24 protein-coding genes are annotated in these 21224 nt (G+C 60.2%); 16 read left to right on the top strand and 8 right to left on the bottom strand.

Features of this window, described 5'->3' with window-relative positions; genetic code table 11:
* Positions 1-83 precede the first annotated feature (83 nt).
* Positions 84-1044 (top strand): IS630 family transposase gene (locus ACP15P_RS10425; protein WP_424926437.1). Its coding sequence is split into 2 segments (ribosomal slippage): positions 84-428 and positions 430-1044, totalling 960 coding nucleotides; the frame shifts between segments, so codons are not numbered across the junction.
* Between the two features lie 173 nt (positions 1045-1217).
* Here ACP15P_RS10425 and ACP15P_RS10430 read toward each other — a convergent pair.
* Positions 1218-1664: an iron-sulfur cluster assembly scaffold protein gene (locus ACP15P_RS10430; protein WP_424928396.1), complete on the bottom strand. Its 447-nt coding sequence runs from the start codon at positions 1662-1664 to the stop codon at positions 1218-1220.
* A 76-nt stretch (positions 1665-1740) separates the two neighbouring features.
* On the opposite strand from ACP15P_RS10430, the gene hisI reads away from it, so the two are divergent.
* Positions 1741-2100 carry a phosphoribosyl-AMP cyclohydrolase gene (hisI, locus tag ACP15P_RS10435; RefSeq protein WP_424928397.1) on the top strand — a complete coding sequence of 120 codons (360 nt, stop codon included), beginning with the start codon at positions 1741-1743 and terminating at the stop codon, positions 2098-2100.
* Here the strand turns inward: hisI and gluQRS are convergent.
* The 4 genes from gluQRS to ACP15P_RS10455 all read right to left on the bottom strand — a co-directional run bounded on the left by gluQRS (position 2083) and on the right by ACP15P_RS10455 (position 7541).
* Positions 2083-2940: a tRNA glutamyl-Q(34) synthetase GluQRS gene (gluQRS, locus tag ACP15P_RS10440; RefSeq protein ID WP_424928398.1), complete on the bottom strand. Its 858-nt coding sequence runs from the start codon at positions 2938-2940 to the stop codon at positions 2083-2085. The two genes, hisI and gluQRS, sit on opposite strands and share 18 nt — an antisense overlap.
* The gene (trmFO, locus tag ACP15P_RS10445) at positions 2941-4323 is read right to left on the bottom strand and encodes a methylenetetrahydrofolate--tRNA-(uracil(54)-C(5))-methyltransferase (FADH(2)-oxidizing) TrmFO (protein WP_424928399.1); all 1383 of its coding nucleotides are present in this window, start codon (positions 4321-4323) and stop codon (positions 2941-2943) included.
* A 91-nt stretch (positions 4324-4414) separates the two neighbouring features.
* Positions 4415-7156, bottom strand: coding sequence for a DNA gyrase subunit A (gene gyrA / locus ACP15P_RS10450; protein WP_424928400.1), 2742 nt, complete (start codon positions 7154-7156; stop codon positions 4415-4417).
* A gap of 181 nt (positions 7157-7337) precedes the next feature.
* Positions 7338-7541, bottom strand: coding sequence for a DUF2061 domain-containing protein (locus tag ACP15P_RS10455; protein ID WP_424928401.1), 204 nt, complete (start codon positions 7539-7541; stop codon positions 7338-7340).
* A 107-nt stretch (positions 7542-7648) separates the two neighbouring features.
* Here ACP15P_RS10455 and ACP15P_RS10460 point away from each other — a divergent pair, with 107 nt between their 5' ends.
* The 4 genes from ACP15P_RS10460 to ribD all read left to right on the top strand — a co-directional run bounded on the left by ACP15P_RS10460 (position 7649) and on the right by ribD (position 11052).
* Positions 7649-8515 carry a helix-turn-helix domain-containing protein gene (locus ACP15P_RS10460; RefSeq protein ID WP_424928402.1) on the top strand — a complete coding sequence of 289 codons (867 nt, stop codon included), beginning with the start codon at positions 7649-7651 and terminating at the stop codon, positions 8513-8515.
* Positions 8516-8629: 114 nt separating this feature from the next.
* Positions 8630-9238, top strand: a complete 609-nt coding sequence (locus tag ACP15P_RS10465) for a VPLPA-CTERM sorting domain-containing protein (RefSeq protein WP_424928403.1) — start codon at positions 8630-8632, stop codon at positions 9236-9238.
* Between the two features lie 229 nt (positions 9239-9467).
* Positions 9468-9941 (top strand): transcriptional regulator NrdR, encoded by a 474-nt coding sequence (gene nrdR, locus ACP15P_RS10470; protein ID WP_424928404.1) that lies wholly within the window; start codon positions 9468-9470, stop codon positions 9939-9941.
* A gap of 4 nt (positions 9942-9945) precedes the next feature.
* Entirely contained in the window at positions 9946-11052 is a 1107-nt protein-coding gene (gene ribD, locus ACP15P_RS10475) for a bifunctional diaminohydroxyphosphoribosylaminopyrimidine deaminase/5-amino-6-(5-phosphoribosylamino)uracil reductase RibD (RefSeq protein ID WP_424928405.1), read from the top strand.
* Between the two features lie 43 nt (positions 11053-11095).
* On the opposite strand, the gene ACP15P_RS10480 is transcribed toward ribD, so the two are convergent.
* The gene (locus ACP15P_RS10480) at positions 11096-12073 is read right to left on the bottom strand and encodes a polysaccharide biosynthesis/export family protein (protein WP_424928406.1); all 978 of its coding nucleotides are present in this window, start codon (positions 12071-12073) and stop codon (positions 11096-11098) included.
* Between the two features lie 13 nt (positions 12074-12086).
* On the opposite strand from ACP15P_RS10480, the gene ACP15P_RS10485 reads away from it, so the two are divergent.
* The 6 genes from ACP15P_RS10485 to ACP15P_RS10510 all read left to right on the top strand — a co-directional run bounded on the left by ACP15P_RS10485 (position 12087) and on the right by ACP15P_RS10510 (position 15945).
* The gene (locus ACP15P_RS10485; protein WP_424928407.1) at positions 12087-12320 is read left to right on the top strand and encodes a hypothetical protein; all 234 of its coding nucleotides are present in this window, start codon (positions 12087-12089) and stop codon (positions 12318-12320) included.
* An 81-nt stretch (positions 12321-12401) separates the two neighbouring features.
* Positions 12402-13043 carry a riboflavin synthase gene (locus ACP15P_RS10490; RefSeq protein ID WP_424928408.1) on the top strand — a complete coding sequence of 214 codons (642 nt, stop codon included), beginning with the start codon at positions 12402-12404 and terminating at the stop codon, positions 13041-13043.
* A complete protein-coding gene (ribB, locus tag ACP15P_RS10495; RefSeq protein ID WP_424928409.1) occupies positions 13040-14143 on the top strand; it encodes a 3,4-dihydroxy-2-butanone-4-phosphate synthase in 1104 nt (367 codons plus the stop codon). Before ACP15P_RS10490 ends, ribB begins: the two co-directional genes overlap by 4 nt.
* A gap of 1 nt (position 14144) precedes the next feature.
* On the top strand, positions 14145-14681 hold the full coding sequence (locus ACP15P_RS10500; RefSeq protein ID WP_424928410.1) for a 6,7-dimethyl-8-ribityllumazine synthase: 537 nt from the start codon (positions 14145-14147) through the stop codon (positions 14679-14681).
* Between the two features lies 1 nt (position 14682).
* Positions 14683-15171: a transcription antitermination factor NusB gene (gene nusB, locus ACP15P_RS10505; protein WP_424928411.1), complete on the top strand. Its 489-nt coding sequence runs from the start codon at positions 14683-14685 to the stop codon at positions 15169-15171.
* Positions 15172-15207: 36 nt separating this feature from the next.
* Positions 15208-15945 (top strand): hypothetical protein, encoded by a 738-nt coding sequence (locus ACP15P_RS10510; RefSeq protein WP_424928412.1) that lies wholly within the window; start codon positions 15208-15210, stop codon positions 15943-15945.
* Here the strand turns inward: ACP15P_RS10510 and ACP15P_RS10515 are convergent.
* Positions 15942-16682 (bottom strand): SDR family oxidoreductase, encoded by a 741-nt coding sequence (locus ACP15P_RS10515; protein WP_424928413.1) that lies wholly within the window; start codon positions 16680-16682, stop codon positions 15942-15944. The two genes, ACP15P_RS10510 and ACP15P_RS10515, sit on opposite strands and share 4 nt — an antisense overlap.
* A gap of 26 nt (positions 16683-16708) precedes the next feature.
* Positions 16709-18949, bottom strand: coding sequence for a DNA topoisomerase IV subunit A (parC, locus tag ACP15P_RS10520; RefSeq protein ID WP_424928414.1), 2241 nt, complete (start codon positions 18947-18949; stop codon positions 16709-16711).
* 78 nt (positions 18950-19027) lie between these two features.
* Between parC and ACP15P_RS10525 the strand changes: the two genes are divergently transcribed.
* From ACP15P_RS10525 to ACP15P_RS10540, 4 genes are all read left to right on the top strand, one after another.
* Positions 19028-19513 (top strand): PaaI family thioesterase, encoded by a 486-nt coding sequence (locus ACP15P_RS10525; protein WP_424928415.1) that lies wholly within the window; start codon positions 19028-19030, stop codon positions 19511-19513.
* Complete coding sequence (locus tag ACP15P_RS10530) at positions 19510-20340, top strand: SDR family NAD(P)-dependent oxidoreductase (RefSeq protein ID WP_424928416.1); 831 nt, start codon at positions 19510-19512, stop codon at positions 20338-20340. The genes ACP15P_RS10525 and ACP15P_RS10530 overlap by 4 nt, the downstream gene beginning before the upstream one ends.
* A 67-nt stretch (positions 20341-20407) precedes the next feature.
* Entirely contained in the window at positions 20408-20611 is a 204-nt protein-coding gene (locus ACP15P_RS10535; protein ID WP_424928417.1) for a twin transmembrane helix small protein, read from the top strand.
* A 4-nt stretch (positions 20612-20615) separates the two neighbouring features.
* A complete protein-coding gene (locus ACP15P_RS10540; protein ID WP_424928418.1) occupies positions 20616-21188 on the top strand; it encodes a cob(I)yrinic acid a,c-diamide adenosyltransferase in 573 nt (190 codons plus the stop codon).
* Positions 21189-21224: the final 36 nt, after the last annotated feature.

The raw sequence follows: 21224 nt of genomic DNA on the forward strand, positions 1-21224 counted from the left end.
TAAAGCGGTTTGCGTTTGATCTGAATCGAATTGGGATTCACAAGCCCGCCTTCGTCTGATTCACTTCTGTTTGGAGGTGGATCATGGGCAAACCTTACTCTTTGGACCTTCGGGAACGGATTTGCGCCTACGTCGCTAAGGGCAATTCGGCCCGTTCAGCGGGGCGGCTGTTCGGTGTGAGCGCAGCCACGGCGGTGCGATTGGCAGCGGAGCACCGTAAACACGGCACGGCGGTTCCCAAGCCGCAAGGTCGTACCGCCGGCCGGTTCGGCAAACTCGCCCCGCACCGGGACTTTTTGCTGGAGATCGTGCAGGCCGAACCGGACATCACGCTCAAGGAACTGGCCGCCGCCCTCGCAGAGACACATGGCGTGGAAGTACAGCTCTCCTCGCTGCACCGCGCGCTCGAACGCGCCGGACTGTCATATAAAAAAAGGACTGATCGCGGCGGAACGTGACCGACCGGCGTTGCTCCAGGCCCGCCGTGATTGGATCAAGCGCCGCCAGCCCCGTATGCGCGCGGAGCCGCACAGGCTGGTTTTTATCGATGAAACTGCCGTGAAGACGAACCTCACACGGTTGCGCGGTCGGGCCCCTGTCGGTGAGCGGCTTTATGCCGGGGCACCTTTTGGCAAATGGGGCACGCAGACCTTCATCGCAGGGCTGACGCAGGATGCCCTGATCGCACCGTGGGTGATCAAGGGAGCCATGAACGGTCCGGCCTTCGACACTTACATCGAAACCCAACTGGCCCCGGCGCTCGAACCCGGAACAGTTGTGATCCTCGACAACCTGTCCACCCACAAAAGCCCGCGTGCGGCACAAGCCCTGAAAGAGCGCGGCTGCTGGTTCTTGTTCCTGCCCGCATACAGTCCCGATCTCAATCCCATCGAAATGGCCTTCTCGAAGCTCAAAGCCCACCTGCGACGCATCGGCGCCAGAACCTTTGAAACATTGTTTCAGGCGCTCGGAGACATCTGCGATCTGTTCGACCCGCAGGAGTGCTGGAATTTCCTCAAAGCTGCAGGGTATGCCTCAGATTAAACGCAAAACGCTTTAGTTTTTCGGGTTTTCTGCTCGCGGTGTTCCTTCGTTCCTCGGATCTGCCTTCCGCTGGACCTGCCTCATTTCTGAACACCGCCACTATATCGCCGCTCTCCCATCCGGAGACGCGGCGATTTTTTTGGCAAGTGTTTGAAACAGCAAAATACCGCACGTCAGGCGGCCTGGGCGGCCTCGTCAAACGCGGCGAGCGTAGCCTCAAAGGCAAGCATAATGGACGCGTGCCGGTTCTTGTAGTCTTTGGCAGGAAGTAGCACCTCCAGCCCGTCAAACGGACTGTCCGGCACCGGTCCGTCTTCTTTCAGCATTGCGCGCAACTGATTGCGTCCACGCTCGATTTCATCCCGGCTCAGGCCGATCACGTTCGCCCCAAGAACAGACGCCGAAGCCTGCCCCAATGCACAGGCCTTCACATCCTGACCGAAGTCAGAGATCCGCCCATCGGAAACTCGCAGATCCACGGTAACGGTGGACCCGCAAAGCGGAGACCGCTTTTTTGCGGTCACCTGAGGCGAAGACAGCCGCTTTGCGTGGGGAATTTCTGCCGCAAGCGACAAAATTCGCTGCGAATAGAGTTTGATCAGTTCCTCATCGGCGCTCATTGCGACCAGCCCTTTGCAATTCCCCAAGCCCGCAATAGATAGGGCAAAACAACATGCAAAAAAAGGGGATCATGTTTTGACCCGGTTCGATGTCACTTCACTGAAATACAATGACAGGGGTCTGATCCCGGCAATTGCACAGGATGAGAGCGGCGACATTCTCATGATGGCCTGGATGAACGCCGAAAGCCTCCAGGAAACGCTGGAGACCGGCCAGGTCACCTACTGGTCCCGTTCGCGCAGCGAACTTTGGAGAAAAGGCGCGACATCCGGGCATGTACAAAGGCTGATAGACATCCGCGTTGACTGCGACCGTGACAGTCTCCTGATGATCGTCGATCAAACCGGGCCGGCATGCCATACGAACCGGCGGAGCTGCTTCTACACCGCGATACGGGACGGCGAAGAGGTCGAACTGTCAAAACCCATGATCTAGGGACAGCATCCGCGCGACGTCCGCGGGCGTTCGGCCCGCATCACGAAGTGACGCAAGAGATTTCGCATCGTCGCGTTTGGCCAGCCGTTTGCCATTCTCATCCCGGATCAGCCTGTGATGATGCCAGTCGGGAACCGGCAAATTCAGCAACGCCTGCAACAGTCGGTGGACGGGAGTTTCCTCGAATAAGTCGAGGCCGCGCACTACCTCGGTAATGCCCTGCTCCGCATCGTCCACAACCACGGCGACATTGTAGGACGTGCCAATATCACGACGGGCCAGCACTATGTCGCCATGCTCCTTCAGAAGTTTTTCCGCGTCCAGATGATGGCACCCCGCACAGTCGGGGCCGGTTTCAGTCCAGGTAAGTTCCGCAACCGCTGCCGCACCTCCAAGATGGTCGATCGCCGCGGACATGTTCAATCGCCAAGCGGCATCAACAGGAGCATCCGTACGGCCTCTACATGTCCCGGGATAAACAGGTGGCTGGTCGACGCCTTCCTGGCGGGCTGCGACGGCGGCGGCGATATCGCGACGCGTACAGGTGCATGGGTAAACAAGTCCGAGATCACGTAATTTCCGAACCGCGTCGGCGTAGACGTCAAACCGCTCCGACTGCCTCGTGACAGGGTGTTCCCAGTCCAGCCCGAGCCATTTCAGGTCAGAGAGGATCGCGTCTTCGAATTCCGGCCGGGACCGGGTTGTGTCTATGTTCTCAATACGCAGCAGAAATTGCCCTTCTGCCTCACGGGCGCGCTCATATGCGGTGATCGCTGAAAATGCATGGCCCAGATGCAAAAGCCCTGTCGGCGACGGTGCAAAACGCGTTCGGTAGGCCACTCACATTCCACTGGCCGCCAGTTCAGGCGACTGTCCCAGCCAGTCCTCATGCCAGGCCGCGATGTCCGCCTTGGCCCGTTTGGTATACCCGGCATAGCGCTCCTTGCGGCCCCGGCGCCCGCCGCGCACATCATCCAGCGGCGGGAACAGACCAAAATTAACATTCATTGGCTGGAACGTTTTGGCCTCGGCACCACCGGTAATGTGGGTAACGAGCGCCCCCATTGCGGTCGTGTTGGGCGGGGGGGCCAGGGGTTTCCCCAGCTTTTCAGACGCAGCCATGCGGCCTGCGAGCAGCCCCATTGCCGCGCTTTCGACATAGCCTTCAACGCCGGTGATCTGTCCGGCGAATCTCAGGCGCGGTATGGACCGTAGACGCATCTGCGCATCGAGGAGCGTTGGCGAGTTGATGAAAGTGTTACGGTGTATGCCGCCAAGTCGCGCAAATCCCGCCTCCTCAAGGCCCGGGATCATCCGGAAAACCTCCATCTGGGCGCCATATTTCATCTTGGTCTGAAAGCCGACCATGTTGAAAAGCGTCCCAAGGGAATTATCCCGGCGCAGTTGCACCACCGCGTATGGCTTGTTTTCAGGGTCGTTGGCGTTCGTAAGCCCTACCGGCTTCATCGGCCCGAAACGCAGTGTTTCACGACCGCGCTCCGCCATAACCTCAATCGGAAGACATCCCTCGAAATAAGGCGTGTCTTTCTCCCAATCCTTAAATTCAGTTTTTTCAGCAGCCAACAGCGCATCGATAAACGCCTCGTACTGCTCCCGGTTCATGGGGCAGTTCAGATACGCCTCACGCTCCTCCTTCGTATCGCCCTTGTCATAGCGCGACTGAAACCAGGCTTTGGAGAGATCGACGGTGTCGAAATGGACGATGGGCGCAATCGCATCAAAAAATGCCAGAGCGTTCTCGCCCGTTTGGGCACGCACCGCCTCCGCCAGCGCCGGACTGGTCAATGGGCCGGTCGCGATGATCACGCTGTCCCATTCATCCGGCGGTATACCGGCCACCTCACCACGTTCGACCGTCACCAGGGGATGCGCCTGGAGTTTCTCAGTCACTTCCCGGCTGAACGGTTCGCGGTCAACCGCAAGTGCCCCTCCGGCCGGGACCGAATGTTTATCTGCCGTCCCCATGATCAGACCGTTCAGATAGCGCATCTCCCAATGCAGCAGGCCAACGGCGTTGCTCTCGTCGTCGTCGGAGCGAAACGAGTTGGAACAGACCAGTTCCGCCAGACCCTCGGTCTGATGCGCAAAGGTTTCAACCTGCGGGCGCATTTCATGAAGGACGACGGGGACGCCGAGCGAAGCCGCCTGCCATGCGGCCTCTGAGCCGGCCATTCCGCCGCCGATAATATGAATGGGTGACATCTTTTCCATCCGTGGCATCTAGGTCAGCGCAACAAAAATTGGAAGGGCGGAAACCACCCTCCCATCAGATCACATGCCGGTAGCGGAGCGTTTATTCGCCGTTCTCAGGCTCACCGTCATCAGCGATAATCTCACCGTCGCCACTGTCCGCAATCAGCGCCACCGAGACCACCCTGCTGGACGCGCCTGTGTCAAACACGCGCACACCACCGGCGCTTCGGCCACGGAAGGAAATCCCCCCGATCGGGCACCGGATCGACTGCCCGGCATCGGTCGCCAACATAATCTGATCGTCCGGATCGACCGGGAAGAGCGTCACGAGCGGACCGCCGCGCATGGCCTTGTCCATCGCCATGACACCCTGGCCACCGCGTCCGCGCAACGGATAGTCATGCGAGGACGACAGTTTCCCGGAGCCACGTTCGGTTATGGTCAGAAGCAGTTCCTCCGCCTCGGACATCTCGACATAGCGTTCCTGGCCAAGAGCCATGTCGGCGACGCCTTCCTCATCCGAATCCGCGTTCTCCTCATCCGTGGCCCCCGCCACCGCCCGACGCATTTTGAGATAAGCCGCACGTTCCTCCGGTGAAGCCTCAAAATGGCGCACGACGGCCATTGAGACCACCTCATCGCCATCGGCAAGCTTGATGCCGCGAACGCCGGTCGATCCCCGCCCCTTGAAGACCCGAATGTCGGTCGAGGCAAAGCGGATGGCCTTACCGCCACGGGTGGTCAGCAGAACATCATCGTTCTCAGAGCAGATGCGCGCATTGATCAGGCGCGTCCCTTCCGGCAGTTTCATGGCGATCTTACCGTTCGACTTCACGTTGGTGAAATCATCAAGCGCGTTGCGACGCACGTCCCCTGCAGACGTTGCGAACATGATCTGAAGCTCCGACCAGTTCTCCTCCGGCACATCAACCGGCATGATCGCCGCAATCGACCCGCCCTGCGCGATCGGCAGGATGTTGACGATTGCCTTACCCCGGCCATTGCGACCCGCCTGGGGCAGACGCCACGTCTTGAGTTTATACGCCATGCCATCGGTGGAGAAGAACAGAAGCTGCGTGTGGGTATTTGCCACGAACAGTGTCGTGACAAAATCCTCGTCCTTCGTGTTCATCCCCTGGGTACCCTTGCCGCCGCGCCGCTGGGCGCGGAACTCGGCCAAAGGTGTCCGCTTGATGTAACCACCCTGGGTGACGGTCACCACCATATCCTCACGCTCGATCAGATCCTCATCGAGCAGGTCGGATTCCCACTCGACAATTTCCGACCGGCGCGGCACGGCAAATTTCTCGCGCACTTCGCGCAACTCATCGGAAATGATCGACATGATCCGGCTGCGCGAGCGCAGAATCTCGAGGTAATCCTTGATCTTTCCAGCCAGTTCCTCGAGTTCGTCCGTCACCTCGCGTACACCAATCGCCGTCAGGCGCTGAAGCCGCAGATCGAGGATGGCCCGCGCCTGGGTTTCGGAAAGATGGTATGTACCGTCCTCGTGAACCTTGTGGGTCGGATCATCGATCAGCGCAATATAGGGCGCGATGTCCTGAGCAGGCCAGGCCCGCTCCATCAACCGCGTCCGGGCCTCAGCAGGGTCCGCCGATGACCTGATGGTTGCCACGACCTCGTCCACGTTGGAAACGGCAACGGCCAAACCGCACAGAATATGCGAACGTTCACGCGCCTTGCGCAGTTCAAATGCGGTGCGACGGGCGACAACCTCTTCGCGGAAGCCGATAAATGCCGTCAGGAACCGTCGCAGATCAAGCTGCTCCGGCCGCCCCCCATTCAGCGCCAGCATGTTGCAGCCGAAGCTTGTCTGCATCGGCGTGAAGCGGAACAGCTGGTTCAGCACCACCTCCGGCGTTGCGTCGCGCTTCAGTTCAACGACAACCCGCACGCCGGACCGGTCGCTCTCGTCCTGTACATGCGCGATGCCCTCAATCCGCTTCTCGCGGGCGAGTTCCGCAATGCGTTCAATGAGGCTTGCCTTGTTCACCTGATAGGGAATTTCATCCATAACAATGGCAAAGCGGTCCTTGCGAAGCTCCTCAATCCGGGTCTTCGCGCGAATGATGACCGAACCACGGCCCTCGTTATACGCTTTACGGGCACCGGACCGCCCTAAAATAACGCCACCCGTGGGGAAATCCGGGGCGGGAACATATTCCATCAGATCCGTTACGCTCAGATCCGGATTCTCGATTAGTGCGAGCGTCGCATCCACCACCTCACCGAGGTTGTGCGGCGGAATATTCGTGGCCATGCCAACCGCAATACCGGCCGCCCCGTTGACCAGCATGTTTGGGAACCGGGCCGGCAAGACGCTGGGCTCAAGGTCCTTTCCGTCATAATTCGGCTGAAAATCAACGGTTTCCTTGTCGATGTCCGCGAGCAGATAGGCCGCGGGCCTATCCATGCGGACTTCGGTATAACGCATGGCGGCGGGCGCATCACCGTCCATGGATCCAAAGTTGCCCTGCCCATCGAGCAGAGGCAGGGACATCGAAAATTCCTGCGCCATCCGGACCAGCGCGTCATAAATCGCGCTGTCGCCATGGGGATGATACTTACCCATCACATCGCCGACGGGCCTCGCGGATTTTCGGTACGGCTTGTCGTGCGTGTTTCCGGTCTCGTGCATCGCGTAAAGAATACGCCGATGAACCGGCTTGAGCCCGTCGCGAAGGTCAGGAATTGCACGGCTGACGATCACGCTCATGGCGTAGTCGAGGTAGGAGGCTTTCATCTCCGACTCGATGGAAATCGCCGGTCCGGAGGAAGGGGGCCGCTGGTCTGCGGGGACGTCTTCTGGGGTATCCGTCACTTAGGAAATTTTCCTGTAAAGGTGCGTCTCTTTGTTGAGCTTCCGTATAGAGGGAAACACCCGGAAGTGCAACAAAATCGGGCAATAATCGGCCGCAAACCCCTCTGAAACCGTGCGAAAACACACCGCTGCAACCCTGGATCGAAGCCGATACGGCAGACGCCCCGCAAATGGCCACACTTCAGCGCAACCCCCATCTTATCCCTGCCCAAAACCGTTCGTGCAGCACGAAGGCAACAAGGCCGACAAGAGCGGATATCACCGCGAAACTCCCGGCCACATTGAACGACCCGGTAAGAAGCCAACCAATCAGGGTCATGCTGAACAGACCCAAAGCCTGCCAACTCACGGCTTTCGCAACCTGCCTTCGCGTGGTCTCAACCATCCGCACCTCCTTTTTTGCTTGACCATCACGGGCTATCAAAAAGGGCCGATGCGCGGTATTCAGGACATGCGCCGCATTTGGGCTATGATGTTTGGAAAACCCAACAGATGATGACTAAAGTCGACAAGCGAACACGAGCCGCCCTCTTCAGGCAGCGTCTTGCACAGGCAATTGCCGAGACGGGCACAAACCGCAGCAAACTGGCGCGCGAGACTGGAGTCGATCGCTCAACCATTTCCCAGATCATGGCGAGGGGCGAAACCAGACTGCCCAACGCCCAACTGGTCGCCGACTGTGCTGCGGCACTTGGCATCAGCACTGACTGGCTGCTCGGCCTCACCGACCGTCCGGAACGGGCCGGGGATCTGGTCGACGCGGTCGTGGGAGTTACGACGGCCCAACGCACCTCGGCGGACGAGCAGATCATCGACTGGCACCGGGAAGCCAACGGCTACAAAATCCGCCACGTGGCCGCGACACTGCCGGACATTCTGAAGACCTCGGATGTGCTGGCATGGGAGTATAACCGCTTCATCGCAAAAACACCGGATCAGGCCATTGGCGCCATGACCGACCGGATGGACTGGTTGCGCGATTCCAACTCGGACTACGAAATCGCCGTCCCCCGCCACGAACTCGAATCCTTTGCTGCCGGAGAAGGTTATTACAGCGGCCTCGCCGCCGACATCCGTGCGGCACAGATTGAGCGGCTGACCCGGGACACGCGCGACCTCTACCCGTCGCTCCGCATTTTCATTTTCGACGCAAGGCGACAGTTCAGCGCGCCGATCACGGTCTTCGGCCCGTTGCTGGGGGTGATTTATGTCGGGCAGATCTATCTGGCCTTCCGATCGGAAGACAGGGTGCGCTCGCTCACCCGGCATTTCGACTGGCTGGTCCGCGAATGCGAAATCGACGCGCGCCAGACGCCGGACTTCATCGACGGGCTCCGAGGTCTGGCAACCGGAGCCTGAGCAGCGCTGAAGCTCCCGCTCCCACTCAACCCAGAGCTTAACCAATTAACACCCTTGAGATTGAATAAAATTTTCCGCTGATCCAAAACACACGCAGTACGAGTGAGGTGTTTTATGATTATCAAACGAAAAGTTCTCGCGTCCGCCATCGCTGCAATGGTCCTTGGCGCAACGGCTGCTTCCGCCGCTCCGGTTACCTTCACCGGCGGCACAACCCAGAGCAGCCTCTCCGGCTTTAATCCGTCCGGTTCCGATGCCGCACTGTCCGGCCCGTTTTCGACCCTGCACAATGCCTCCATGGGTCTGGCGGGCAAGAGTGAGGTAACCTTCACATATGTCGGCACTGAGGCCGGCTACAAAAACAGCTTCTGGGCTTCGGGCAGCAAGCTGTTCGACAACAAAACCTCCGCCAGCGGTGACAGCCACTCTCTGGTCATGGATGGCGGCGCACTGGATTTCGCGTTCAAAACCGAACGGCCCTCAACCACCGCAGTCAATGGCGCGACCAGCGGGGCCTATGGCAGCATCGCGTTCTTCCAGAAAGACGAGGACTCGGTCTACGCGCTGTTCAATGACGCATCGCGGAGCGACCGGGACTTCGACGACATGGTGGTACGCATCGACGTGAAGCCGGTCCCCCTGCCCGCTGCAGCCGTATTGCTCCTGAGCGGAATGGGTATGCTTGGCGCCGTATCGGCCCGCAGGAACCGAAAGGAAGCCTGATCGGGCGATTTAACCCCCGGGCTTTCACCCAATTGATCATAATTTTTTCGCGGCGGCACCATTCCGGTGTTGCCGCGGAACCATGACCGCTCAGGTTGGTTGGCAAAAATGCAACGCAACAGGTCGTAGGGTGTCGATGATGTTGTGGAAGGCACTCAAGACTACCCAAACTGTGGGCGGGGACATATACTCTGTGCAAACTGCGCCAAAAATCTGCCGGAGGCCTTAAATGCGTTGCCCGTTTTGCGGAAATGTCGACACCCAGGTCAAGGACAGCCGCCCGGCTGAGGATCACGTTTCAATTCGCAGACGCAGGTTCTGCCCGGCCTGTGCGGGCCGTTTTACCACCTATGAGCGCGTTCAGCTGCGCGACCTTGTCGTCGTCAAAAAGAATGGCAAACGCGAGCCTTTCGACCGGGACAAGCTGGAACGGTCGATCCGCATCGCAATGCAAAAACGCCCCATTGAGGCCGAACGGCTGGACCAGCTGATTTCCGGCATCGTGCGCCGACTGGAATCAATGGGCGAAACCGACATCCCCTCCGACACGATTGGAATGATCGTTATGGAGACCCTGGCCCGGATCGACACGGTTGGCTACGTACGGTTTGCCTCCGTCTACAAAAACTTCCAGGCCGCGGATGATTTTGAGGACTTCGTGTCGGAATTGCGACCGGATCTCTCACCGAAGGAAGAAATCTGAATTCATGCCCGTAACACTGGAAGACGAGGGGTTCATGCGCCCCGCGCTCGGCCTTGCGCGCCGTGGACTTGGCCGCGTCTGGCCGAATCCCGCCGTTGGATGCGTGATCGTACGCGACGGTCGCGTCGTCGGACGCGGATGGACGGCCGACGGCGGACGGCCCCATGCGGAACCCCGGGCACTGACTCAGGCGGGCGACGCGGCGCGCGGTGCGACGGCCTATGTCACGCTGGAACCCTGCGCGCATACCGGGCAGACACCCCCCTGCGCCCAGGCTTTGATAGACGCGGGCGTTGCGCGGGTCGTGATCGCCATGGAAGATCCGGACCCGCGCGTCTCCGGTCGCGGTGCAGCGATGCTGACCGCCGCTGGAATTGAGGTTGCAACCGGCTGCCTGGCGGAGGAGGCGCAGAACCTGAATGCCGGGTTCGTCAGCCGCATCACCACCGGCCGCCCCATGCTCACCCTGAAACTTGCCACATCCCTCGACGGCCGCATCGCCACGGGCACGGGTGAGAGCAAGTGGATCACCGGCCCCCGCTCCCGCGCACAGGTTCACCTGATGCGTGCGAAATACGACGCGGTCCTGGTGGGCGCAGGCACCGTCCGCAGCGACAATCCCCGGCTCGACGTGCGCGACGTCGGAATCGAGGGTGCCAACCCCGTGCGCATTGTCGTAACCGGTGGTTTGACCCTCGTGGGCGACGGCTACCTCGGCAAAACCGCCTCCCGGATCCCACTCTGGTTATGCCACCATGACGAGGCCGAGGAACACCGCCGGAAAACCTGGGCCGACCGCGGCGCGGAACTGCTCGAAATCCCGTTCCAGCCCGACGGCCAGCTCGACCTCAGCGCCATGATGCGCACACTTGGTGACCGCGGAATAACGCGTGTTCTCTGTGAGGGTGGCGGCCGCCTGTCGGCTGCACTGCTGGAAGCCAATCTTGTGGATGAGGTTGTCGTGTTCTCCGCGGGCCAGGTCCTCGGTGCGGAGGGCGTAGCCTCCATAGGCCCGATGATGCTTGAGGAACTCCGCCTCGCCCCAAAATTCAACCTTGTGGACGTCGAACGCATCGGTCCCGATATCCGAAGCCACTGGCGGCGGCGCTAGTTCGTTTACGCAGCCGCCCAGGGCGAGCCCCTCCGGGCTCCCCCTAGTTCGCGATTGCCGCAACCGATCCGGCCAGCGAGACAACGGTCGCCGTCAACGCCGCCACACGCCCCCAGGACGAGAACGGAGCCTCGGTGATATAGACCGTGTCCTCGTTCCGAATAACGAATTCCTGGGCTGCGAACATTCCGTCGGCCGCCGTCAGATCCATCACATAGGCCACCCTCTGTGGTCCAACGAGGTCGCTGCGCGCCAGAACCCTGTTGGCGGTCGCGGAATCCTCGGTCCGGAACACAAAGATACCGGTGGGATCCGCCGAATTCCCGTCGAGTCCCCCGGATGCGGCCAGGGCCTCAATGGCCGACATGTCGCGTTTGTTGAAACTGATACGCGCCTGCCCCTCGGTCGCGCCCAGCGCGGTGAAGGAACGCCGGTCCTGCTCGATCAAAATGCGGTCGCCGGGGCGGAGGGCAATATCCAGCTCGGGCCGGTCATAGAGATCCTGCAGCCAAATACGCTGCGCACGCCCGCCGCGTTCAACCCGGATCTGCGCCACTTCGGGCACGATGGACACTCCGCCCGCCCGCGCAATCATCGACGAGAGGCTGCGCGTTGACGTCTCGATCGGATAAACTCCGGGCGACCCAACGTCACCCAGGATGCTCACCGTGGTCCCGTTGCCCGCGATACGGCGGACCTCAACCTGCGGGTCCGGCGTCTGGTTGCTGAGTTTTTCCGTCACATCAATACGAACCTGCTCTGGCGTCCGTCCGGACACACTTACGCGGCCCACATGCGGCACGTAGATCCGACCGGTTTCGTCCACCTGTATCTGGTCCACGGCCGTAAACTTCTGACCGACACTGGCAAGCAGGCTGCTGTCCACCGTTTCCCAGACCGTTATGGAGAGAATATCGCCGGGGTTAATGACATCCGACGACAGAAGACTGTTGCCGATCAAACTGCTGTCAAACCCGAGCGTTTCGCTGTCCGCGGTTGCCGCGGCGATGGCCGAGGTCACCTCGACTATGTGAATGTCGCTGGCGGCATCCCTGTCGCTGGAAAGAATCTCTCCCGCAGTCGGCCCGGACCTCGGCAGGGTACATCCCGAGATTAATGAAACCAGCGCTACCGCGCACGCCAACCGTGCGTTTGACCTAAAAAACCGCATCGTCCGCCTCACATTCACTGTTTTCCAGCTTTTGGCCGAAATCGTAGCGTTTTTGTCACGTGTTAACCAGATGCCATGGTTTTTCGGCGGCATGTGAAGCATTGTGGACACGCATCGTGACTTGCCCCAGAGGGTTCTCCGGTCTAGGACGCACCCGAAACGGAGCCGGACGGGACGCATGTTTACTGGAATCATCACCGACATCGGTCGGATAGAGCACCTCGAGAACCGGGGTGATCTGCGCGCACGCATCTCAAGCAGCTATGACCCCGAAACCATCGAACTCGGAGCCTCCATCGCCTGCCACGGCATCTGCCTGACGGTTGTGGACATCGGAGAAACCAAAACCGGCTGCTGGTTTGATGTGGATATTTCAGCCGAAACCGTCTCGAAAACCAGCATCAGCAACGGTCCGGGCAACCGCACGCCCTGGATTGAGGGCGGTCGCATCAACCTTGAACGGGCGCTGAAGCTCGGAGACGAACTCGGCGGACATATCGTTTCCGGTCATGTGGATGGCGTTGCGATCATAACGAAAATCCGCGATGAGGGTGACAGCACACGGGTAACCTTCGAGGCCCCAGGCGACCTCGCCAAATTCATCGCACCCAAGGGCTCTGTCGCACTCAACGGGACATCGCTTACGGTCAACGAGGTGAATGGCGACCGGTTCGGCGTCAACTTCATCCCGCACACAAAATCGGCCACGACGTGGGGCGACGCGACCGAGGGCGACCCGGTGAACCTGGAAATCGACACGCTGGCACGCTATGTCGCCCGTTTGGGAGAATATTCTGCCGCGAAGGAGACCGGCGCATGAGCAACACGGAATTCCAGGATGTGATCTCCTCGGTCGAGGAAATCATTGAGGACGCCCGCAACGGCCGCATGTTCATTCTGGTCGACCACGAGGACCGGGAGAACGAGGGCGACCTGGTCATTCCGGCCCAGATGTGCACCCCGGACGCCATCAACTTCATGGCGAAATACGGTCGTGGCCTCATCTGCCTTACACTTACGGGCGAAAGGCTGGACGCGCTGAACCTGCCGCTGATGTCCGCATCGAACTCGTCCCGGCATGAAACGGCGTTTACCACATCGATCGAGGCCCGCGAAGGCGTCACCACCGGCATCTCGGCCGCCGACCGCGCACGTACCGTTGCCGTGGCCATCGACCCGACCTCCGGCCCGCAGGACATCGCAACACCAGGCCACATCTTCCCCCTGCGCGCACGCGAAGGCGGCGTTCTCATCCGCGCCGGCCACACCGAAGCGGCAGTCGACATTTCGCGCCTTGCAGGTCTGAACCCTTCCGGCGTCATCTGTGAAATCATGAATGACGACGGCACAATGGCCCGTCTGCCCGATCTTGTGGCCTTTTCGCAGCTTCACAACATCAAGATCGGCACCATCTCCGACCTGATCGCGTATCGCCGCCGCCACGACAATCTCGTGCGGCAGACGGATGCGGAAACGGTTGAAAGTGAATACGGCGGAAGCTGGCAAATGCGCGTCTTCACGGACGAGGCCGCTGGCGGTGAACATATCGTGCTTTCCAAGGGTGACATCACGACCGGTGAGCCCGTCCTCGTTCGGATGCATGCGGTCAACACGATGGAAGACCTCCTCGGACTTCATCCGGGCCGCACCCACCAGTTGCGCGATTCCATGCTGGCCATTGCCGCCGAAAAACGCGGCGTTCTCGTGCTGCTGCGCGACACGGCCATGAAGCTTGAAACCGGGGATCATGTAAGCCCCAACAAACTGCGGCAGTACGGCGTGGGCGCACAAATCCTGAGTGCTCTTGGCATCACCAACATGATACTGCTGACGAATTCACCCACCCCGAAGGTGGTGGGCCTCGACGGATACGGCCTGAGCATCGCCGGCACCCGTCCGATAGTGGAAACAAAGGACTGACATGGCTACCCATGACCCCAGCGACGCATTGCCCCGGCCGGAATTCGACCGCCCGGTTCGCGTTCTGATCGTAATCGCACCCTTCTACCGCGAAATCGCCGGTCATCTGCTGGCGGGCGCCCGGGCCTCTCTCGATGCCGCAGGCGTGAGCCACGAAACGGTTGAGGTGCCCGGAGCGCTTGAAATCCCAACGGCCATAGCCTTGGCCGAGCGGACGAAGAAATACGACGGCTACGTGGCGCTGGGATGCGTCATCCGCGGCGAAACCACCCACTACGACACCGTCTGCAACGACAGCTCGCGCGGCATCACTCTGCTGGGCCTGAGGGAGATCTGCATCGGGAACGGCATTTTAACTGTGGAAAACGAGGCCCAGGCCCTCGCCCGCGCAATTCCAGATGAGATGAACAAGGGCGGTGGCGCGGCCGACGCCTGCCTGCATCTGATTGCGCTCTCCCGCATGTTTCCCGTTCCGCCCCGCCCTCTGCCTGAAGGCAGCATCCTGATGGCAGGCGACCAGAACAGGGACACCGCCTGAAATGACCGAACAGCCCAGAAAACTCAGCTCCGCCGACCGCCGACGCATGCGATCCGCGGCCCGGTTCTACATCGTGCAGGCCCTATTTCAGATGGAAGCCTCCGACTCCGGCCTCGACGACGTGCTGGATGAATTCGAAACCTACCGCCTCGGCGCCGAAATCGACGGCGTGGAATATGCGGAAGCTGACAAAAATCACTTCCGTGACATTATGACGGCCGCCGTTGACCGTCAGGCCGCGATTGACCAGCTGACGCACCGCGCCCTCGTAGCCCGTTGGCCCATCGACCGGATCGACCCCACAATCCGGGCAGTATTCCGGGCCGCCGGTGCGGAATTCCTCGCAAGCGATACGCCACCAAAGGTCGCAATCACCGAGTACGTGGACGTGGCAAAGGCCTTTTTCCCAGACGGGAAAGAGCCTAAATTCGTCAACGGTGTGCTCGACCACATGGCCCGTGAGGCAAAACCCGAGAGCTTCTCGGACTAGATCGGGCTGGCGCAAAACGCGGGGATGTAAGGCAAAATGACCGAACCACAACTCAAGGCACCCGAACTGGTCGGGGACGGTTTCAAGCTGCTCTTCGCCAATTTTAGCGTGCTTTATGCCCTCGCAATGGTGTTCGCGCTGGTTGAACAGGTCATTTATATCATCGTCGGGGACGGTTTCAGCATGCCAGGCCCGGACCAAACCTTCGACGGCGGTGCTTTTCTGTCATCCATGCTTCTGATCACGGTGATTTGGAATTACGCCAGCGGCGTGCTTTGCCTTGCAACGGTTGACTGCCTCAACGAACGCCGGCGTCCCCTCGCGGAATACCTGACCCGGCCAATCCCCAAAATCGGCCCAATGGTTGTTCTTGGCCTGCTGGTCGCGATTGCCACCGGGTTGGGCGCGTTCCTGTTCATCGTGCCAGGTTTTTACATTTACGCCATGTACCTTGTGCTTGTCCCGGTTATCGTTCTGGAGGACGGGGACTGGCGCAGTCTAACCCGCACCCGTGATCTGACGCACGGACACCGTTGGACAATCGTGTTGGCGCTGGTGATCCTTGTCGTGATGCTCATCGGTGCATCAATGGTGGTCTCGCCCGTCATCACGCCCAACGCGACCGGAGAGTTCAGCCTGATGGGCAACGTTCTCGCCGCACTCGTTCAGGGCATGACATTCGCAGTGTTCTCGATCTTCACGACGCTGGTTTACGTCCGCCTCGTGGGATTGAGGGACCGGGTAAAGCCGTCCGAGCTTTACCCGCTCAACTAACGCCCGCCTGAGACTTCCATCGTCGTACCCGTGACATAGGACGCCGCGTCAGACAGAAGCCAGATCGCGGCCTCCGCCACTTCGGTCGCTCCTCCCGGCCGTCCCATCGGCGTTGTCACACCCAGCCGTTCGGCCCGTCCCGGTTCACCGCCGGAGGCATGGATATCCGTCAAAATCAGTCCGGGCCGTATGCCATTGACCCGCACCCCTTCTGCGGCAAGCTCCTTCGCGAGCCCAATAGTCATCGCATCCATCGCGCCTTTGGTGGCGGCGTAATCCACATATTCGCCCGGCGCACCGAGCTTTGCCGCAATCGACGACATGTTGACGATGGAACCGCCCTGCCCGCCACTGGCCCTAGACATCCGCCGCGCGGCCTCACGCGCGCCGAGAAACGCGCCGGTAATGTTGATCCGGAACAGCCGTTCCATGCGCTCCAGGCTCATATCAGCAACCTTTGAGGCCGGGGCAACCACACCCGCGTTATTCACGAACCCGGTGATCGGCCCAAACGCCGCTTCGGCCGCGTCCCACATGGCTTGGACATCGGCTTCCACGGAGGCGTCGCCCTTGATCGCAAGCGCATTGCCACCCGCCGCTTTCACCGCCGCTACCGTTTCCCCTGCAGCACTGGCATCACTGACATAATTGACGGATACCGACCAGCCTCGCGCCCCGGCGAGCCGGGCAATCGCGGCTCCGATTCCACGCGATCCACCCGTGATCAAAACGTGCATCCTATCCCCCCTGTTCAACCATAAATTCAGTTAAAGCGGTTGTCCTTCGGGAACCCGCGCGGCGCCATCCGTCCGGCGGCAGCCCTCGGCCCCATCCAGTCGGCAAGATCCTCCACCGTGCGCGTCCGGCCGGCCGGATCAAGCCAGGAAAGCCCATCGTTGAGGTCAAAGGTAATGGCGTCGTTCAACCCGCCATCCTTGTATTTCTGCAGCCGCACGCCCTTGCCACGGGCAAGCTCGGGCAGACTTTCCGTCGGGAAAACCAAAACCTTGCGGTTTTCTCCAACCACTGCCACGTGGTCGCCCTGAACCGGCCGGCAGACCCTCGCACGCACGCCCTCCCGCACGTTGAGCACCTGTTTCCCTGCCCGCTTTTGCGCAATCGCCTCATTCTCCTGAAGGATAAAGCCATCCCCGGCCGTTGACGCCACGAGCAGTTTGCCACCTGGAACATGCACAAACAGCGCGATGGGTTCCGCCTCATTCGGCATGTCGACCATCAGGCGCACGGGCTCGCCCATGCCCCGCCCGCCGGGCAACTGCGCGGCGGACAGTGTGAACATGCGACCGTTGGAAGCAAACATCAGGAGCCGGTCGGTGGTTTCCGCATGAAGGATAAATCCGGGCCCATCCCCGTCCTTGAACTTCAATTCGCTGTCCAGGTCGATATGCCCCTTCATGGCGCGTATCCAGCCCATTTTCGAGCAGACAACCGTGAGCGGTTCGCGCTCGATCATCGACTCAAAGGAAACGTCCTCGATCTCAGGCGCGTCCTCAAAGCCGGTCCGTCGTGCGCCACCCGGCGCCCTGGAGCCAAATTTCTTACGCGCATCGCGCAACTCATCGGAAATACGGCCCCACTGAAGGTCTCCGGAACCAACCAGAGCCTCCAGATCCGCCTTCTCCGCCAGCAGATTATCCCGCTCCTGCCGCAGTTCCATTTCCTCAAGCTTGCGCAGATTGCGCAGGCGCATGTTGAGAATGGCCTCGGCCTGAACATCCGTCAGCTCAAACTCGGCCATCAACACGGCCTTGGGCTGATCCTCATAGCGGATAATCTCAATAACCCGATCGAGGTTGAGATAGGCGATAATATAGCCCGACAGCACCTCCAGCCGGGCCTCGATCTTATCGAGCCGGAACCGCGACCGGCGCAGCAAAACGTCGCGACGGTGATCCAGAAACGCCCGCAGAACATCCTTGAGCGAACAAACCTGCGGCGTGCGACCGTCGATCAGAACGTTCATGTTCATGGAAAAGCGGTTCTCTAGGTCCGTATTCTTAAACAGCGACTCCATGAGAACCATCGGATCAACCGTACGCGACCGCGGTTCCAGAATCAGGCGAATGTCCTCGGCACTCTCATCCCGTATGTCGCCGAGCAGAGGCACCTTTTTGGCATTAATCAGATCGGCGATCCGCTCGATCAGTTTACCCTTCTGCACCTGATAGGGCATTTCCGTGACAACAATCTGCCACTGACCGCGCCCGAGTTCCTCAACCTGCCACCGGGCGCGCACCCGCATGGACCCGCGACCGGTGCGATAGGCTTCCTTGATGGTCGCGCGCGGCTCAATAATGATGCCGCCGGTCGGGAAATCCGGTCCCTGTACGAAATCCATCAGCTTCTCATCCCCCGCATTGGGGAATTTAATCAGATGCAGAGAGGCGTTGCAGAGTTCCTCGATATTGTGCGGCGGAATGTTGGTGGCCATTCCAACCGCAATCCCGCTGGACCCGTTGGCCAGCAGGTTGGGAAATGCCGCAGGCAAAACAACCGGCTCGGATTCCGATCCGTCGTAGTTGTCACGGAAATCCACCGCATTTTCGTTCAGCCCCACCATCAGGGCCTCGGCGGCCTCGGTCAGACGCGCCTCGGTGTACCGCTGCGCCGCAGCGTTGTCGCCGTCGATGTTGCCGAAATTGCCCTGGCCGTCCACGAGTGGATACCGAACTGCAAAATCCTGGGCGAGACGCACGAGCGCATCATAAATTGCCTGGTCCCCATGCGGGTGATAGTTACCCATCACCTCACCGACGATTTTGGCGCATTTCCGGAACGAGCCCTTGGGATCCAGTTTCAGGCCACGCATTGCGAACAGAATACGCCTGTGAACCGGCTTCAGCCCGTCACGCGCGTCCGGAAGTGCCCGGTGCATGATGGTCGAAAGGGCATAGGTCAGATACCGGTCGCCAAGGGCACGGCCCAGGGGCTCGACCGCTATTTTTCCATCGTCTATTTCGGGGGTGTCGGTATCGTCACTCATAGATATGGTGTCTACTCCAAGGAACCCCCCCGGTCCAGAATTATTGGGTAAACGGAATATGAACGGAAGGCGTATTGGATGACGCAAACGCATACGGGGCTGCTGTCCCCGGCCGAACTCTTTGGCATGTCGGGCATGGAATATTTCTCCGGCGTCATCGAGGGCAAATACCCCGCTCCGCCAATCTGCGACACCGTCCCGATGGAATTTGTGGAGGCAAGCCCCGAACGGCTTATCCTCTCCAGCCAGGCGACCGAACAGTTTCTCAACCCGATGGGCACGGTCCATGCGGGATTCACCGCCACCCTTCTCGACACCGCCGCGGCCTGCATCGTTCACATCTCTCTAACAGCTGGCGAGGCCTACACCACGCTTGAGATCAAATTAACGCTTCACCGCGCAATAACGCGGGAGACAGGCGAACTTCGCGTTGAGGGCAACATGGTAAACCGCGGGCGGCGCGTTGCAGCGTCCAAATCCTCCGTCAGTGACAGTCGCGGGCGACTGCTGGCCTCTGCAACCAGCACGTGCCTGATCATGCCAGCGTCAGAGGTCAGGGGATGACGCGATCGGTCCTGATCACCGGCTGCTCATCCGGGATTGGCCTCGATTTCGCGCAGACCCTGCACCGGCGCGGCTGGCAGGTGCTGGCCACCTGCCGCAAACAGGCGGATTGCGACAGGCTGACCGCGGAGGGTCTGACCAGTTTCATACTCGATCACGACGAAGACGCGAGCATCACAAACGCCATTCAAACAACGCTGAAACTCACCGAAGGACGCCTTGACGCGGTCGTCCTCAATGGAGCTTTCGCCCAGCCCGGCGCGATGGAGGACATACCCCGCGACGCCATGCGGGCCGTCTACGAGACCAACCTGTTTGGCCCGTTCGAGATCATACGTCAGGTGATCCCGGTCATGCGCGAACAGGGTCATGGACGTATCGTAAATATCTCCAGCGTTCTGGGCATCCTCCCCCTGCGCATGCGCGGCCCCTACTGCGGCACCAAATTCGCAATGGAAGGCATGACCCAGGCTTTGCGCCTCGAACTCGCGGGCAGTGGCATTCATGTCTCCGTCATCCAGCCCGGTCCGATCACCAGCCGCATCCGGCAAAATGCCGCCGCCCATTTCGAACGCTGGATCGACTGGGAAAATTCCGCGCAGCGAAAGGTCTACGAAAAAAGCCTCATGCCGCGCCTCTACGCCAACAAGGAACGCCCCGACCGTTTCGAACTGCCACCGTCCGCCTGCACCAAAAAGCTCATTCACGCCCTCGAACACGCCCATCCACGCCCAAAATATCGTGTAACGGTTCCCACCACCCTTGGCGAAATCGTGCGACGCGCCCTGCCAACCAGCCTTCAGGACCGGCTTCTCGTCAAACAGTAACGTGATCCGGTCGGCTTGCAATTTTCCTCGAAAGGATTAGTCCGGGGACAGGAAACAGGGGAATTCAATGGCACAGGATCCACTTTTCATCGTCGTGGCGGTTGCCTGTCTGCTGGTACTGGCAATTCTGGTTTTCGGCGTCGGCACCTTCGGCAAGGGCGGCGATTTCAACCGGAAATACGCGAACAAGATCATGCGCGCCCGCCTGGTGGCGCAGTTTGTTGCGGTAATTCTTATACTTGTATTCGTCTGGGCACGGAGCGGAGGTTAACTGTATGGTCGTTCTGAGCAAAATCTACACCCGAACCGGCGACAAGGGAGACACCGCGCTCGGTGACGGCTCCCGCGTTGCGAAGCACTCGGCCCGGGTCAACGCTTACGGTACGGTTGACGAGTTGAACGCCGCGGTTGGCCTGGCCCGTGTCGAGTATGACGGCGACGAACACACCGCGCTTTCCCGCATTCAAAACGACCTGTTCGACCTCGGCGCGGACCTCTGCCGCCCGGAAGTAGAGGACGGAGAGGAGCCGGAATACCCGCCGCTGCGCGTCACGCCGGAACAGACCGCACGCCTCGAGGCCGAAATCGATCTGATGAACGAGCGCCTTGAACCGCTCCGCAGCTTTGTTCTGCCCGGCGGATCACGCCTTGCGGCACATCTCCATGTGTGCCGGACCGTCTGCCGTCGTGCGGAACGTCTCGTGGTGGAACTGGCTGGCGATGAAAAAATCAATCCGGCGGCCGTGACGTACCTCAACCGTCTGTCGGACTGGTTTTTTGTTGCCGCCCGCGTTGCCAATGACGATGGTCGCAACGACGTTCTCTGGGTGCCTGGGGCCAACCGCTAAACGCTGCAATCCCTCCCCAACGCTAACTTCTCGCTC

Source organism: Amaricoccus tamworthensis (assembly GCF_049800875.1).
Classification (GTDB): Bacteria; Pseudomonadota; Alphaproteobacteria; order Rhodobacterales; family Rhodobacteraceae; genus Amaricoccus; species Amaricoccus tamworthensis.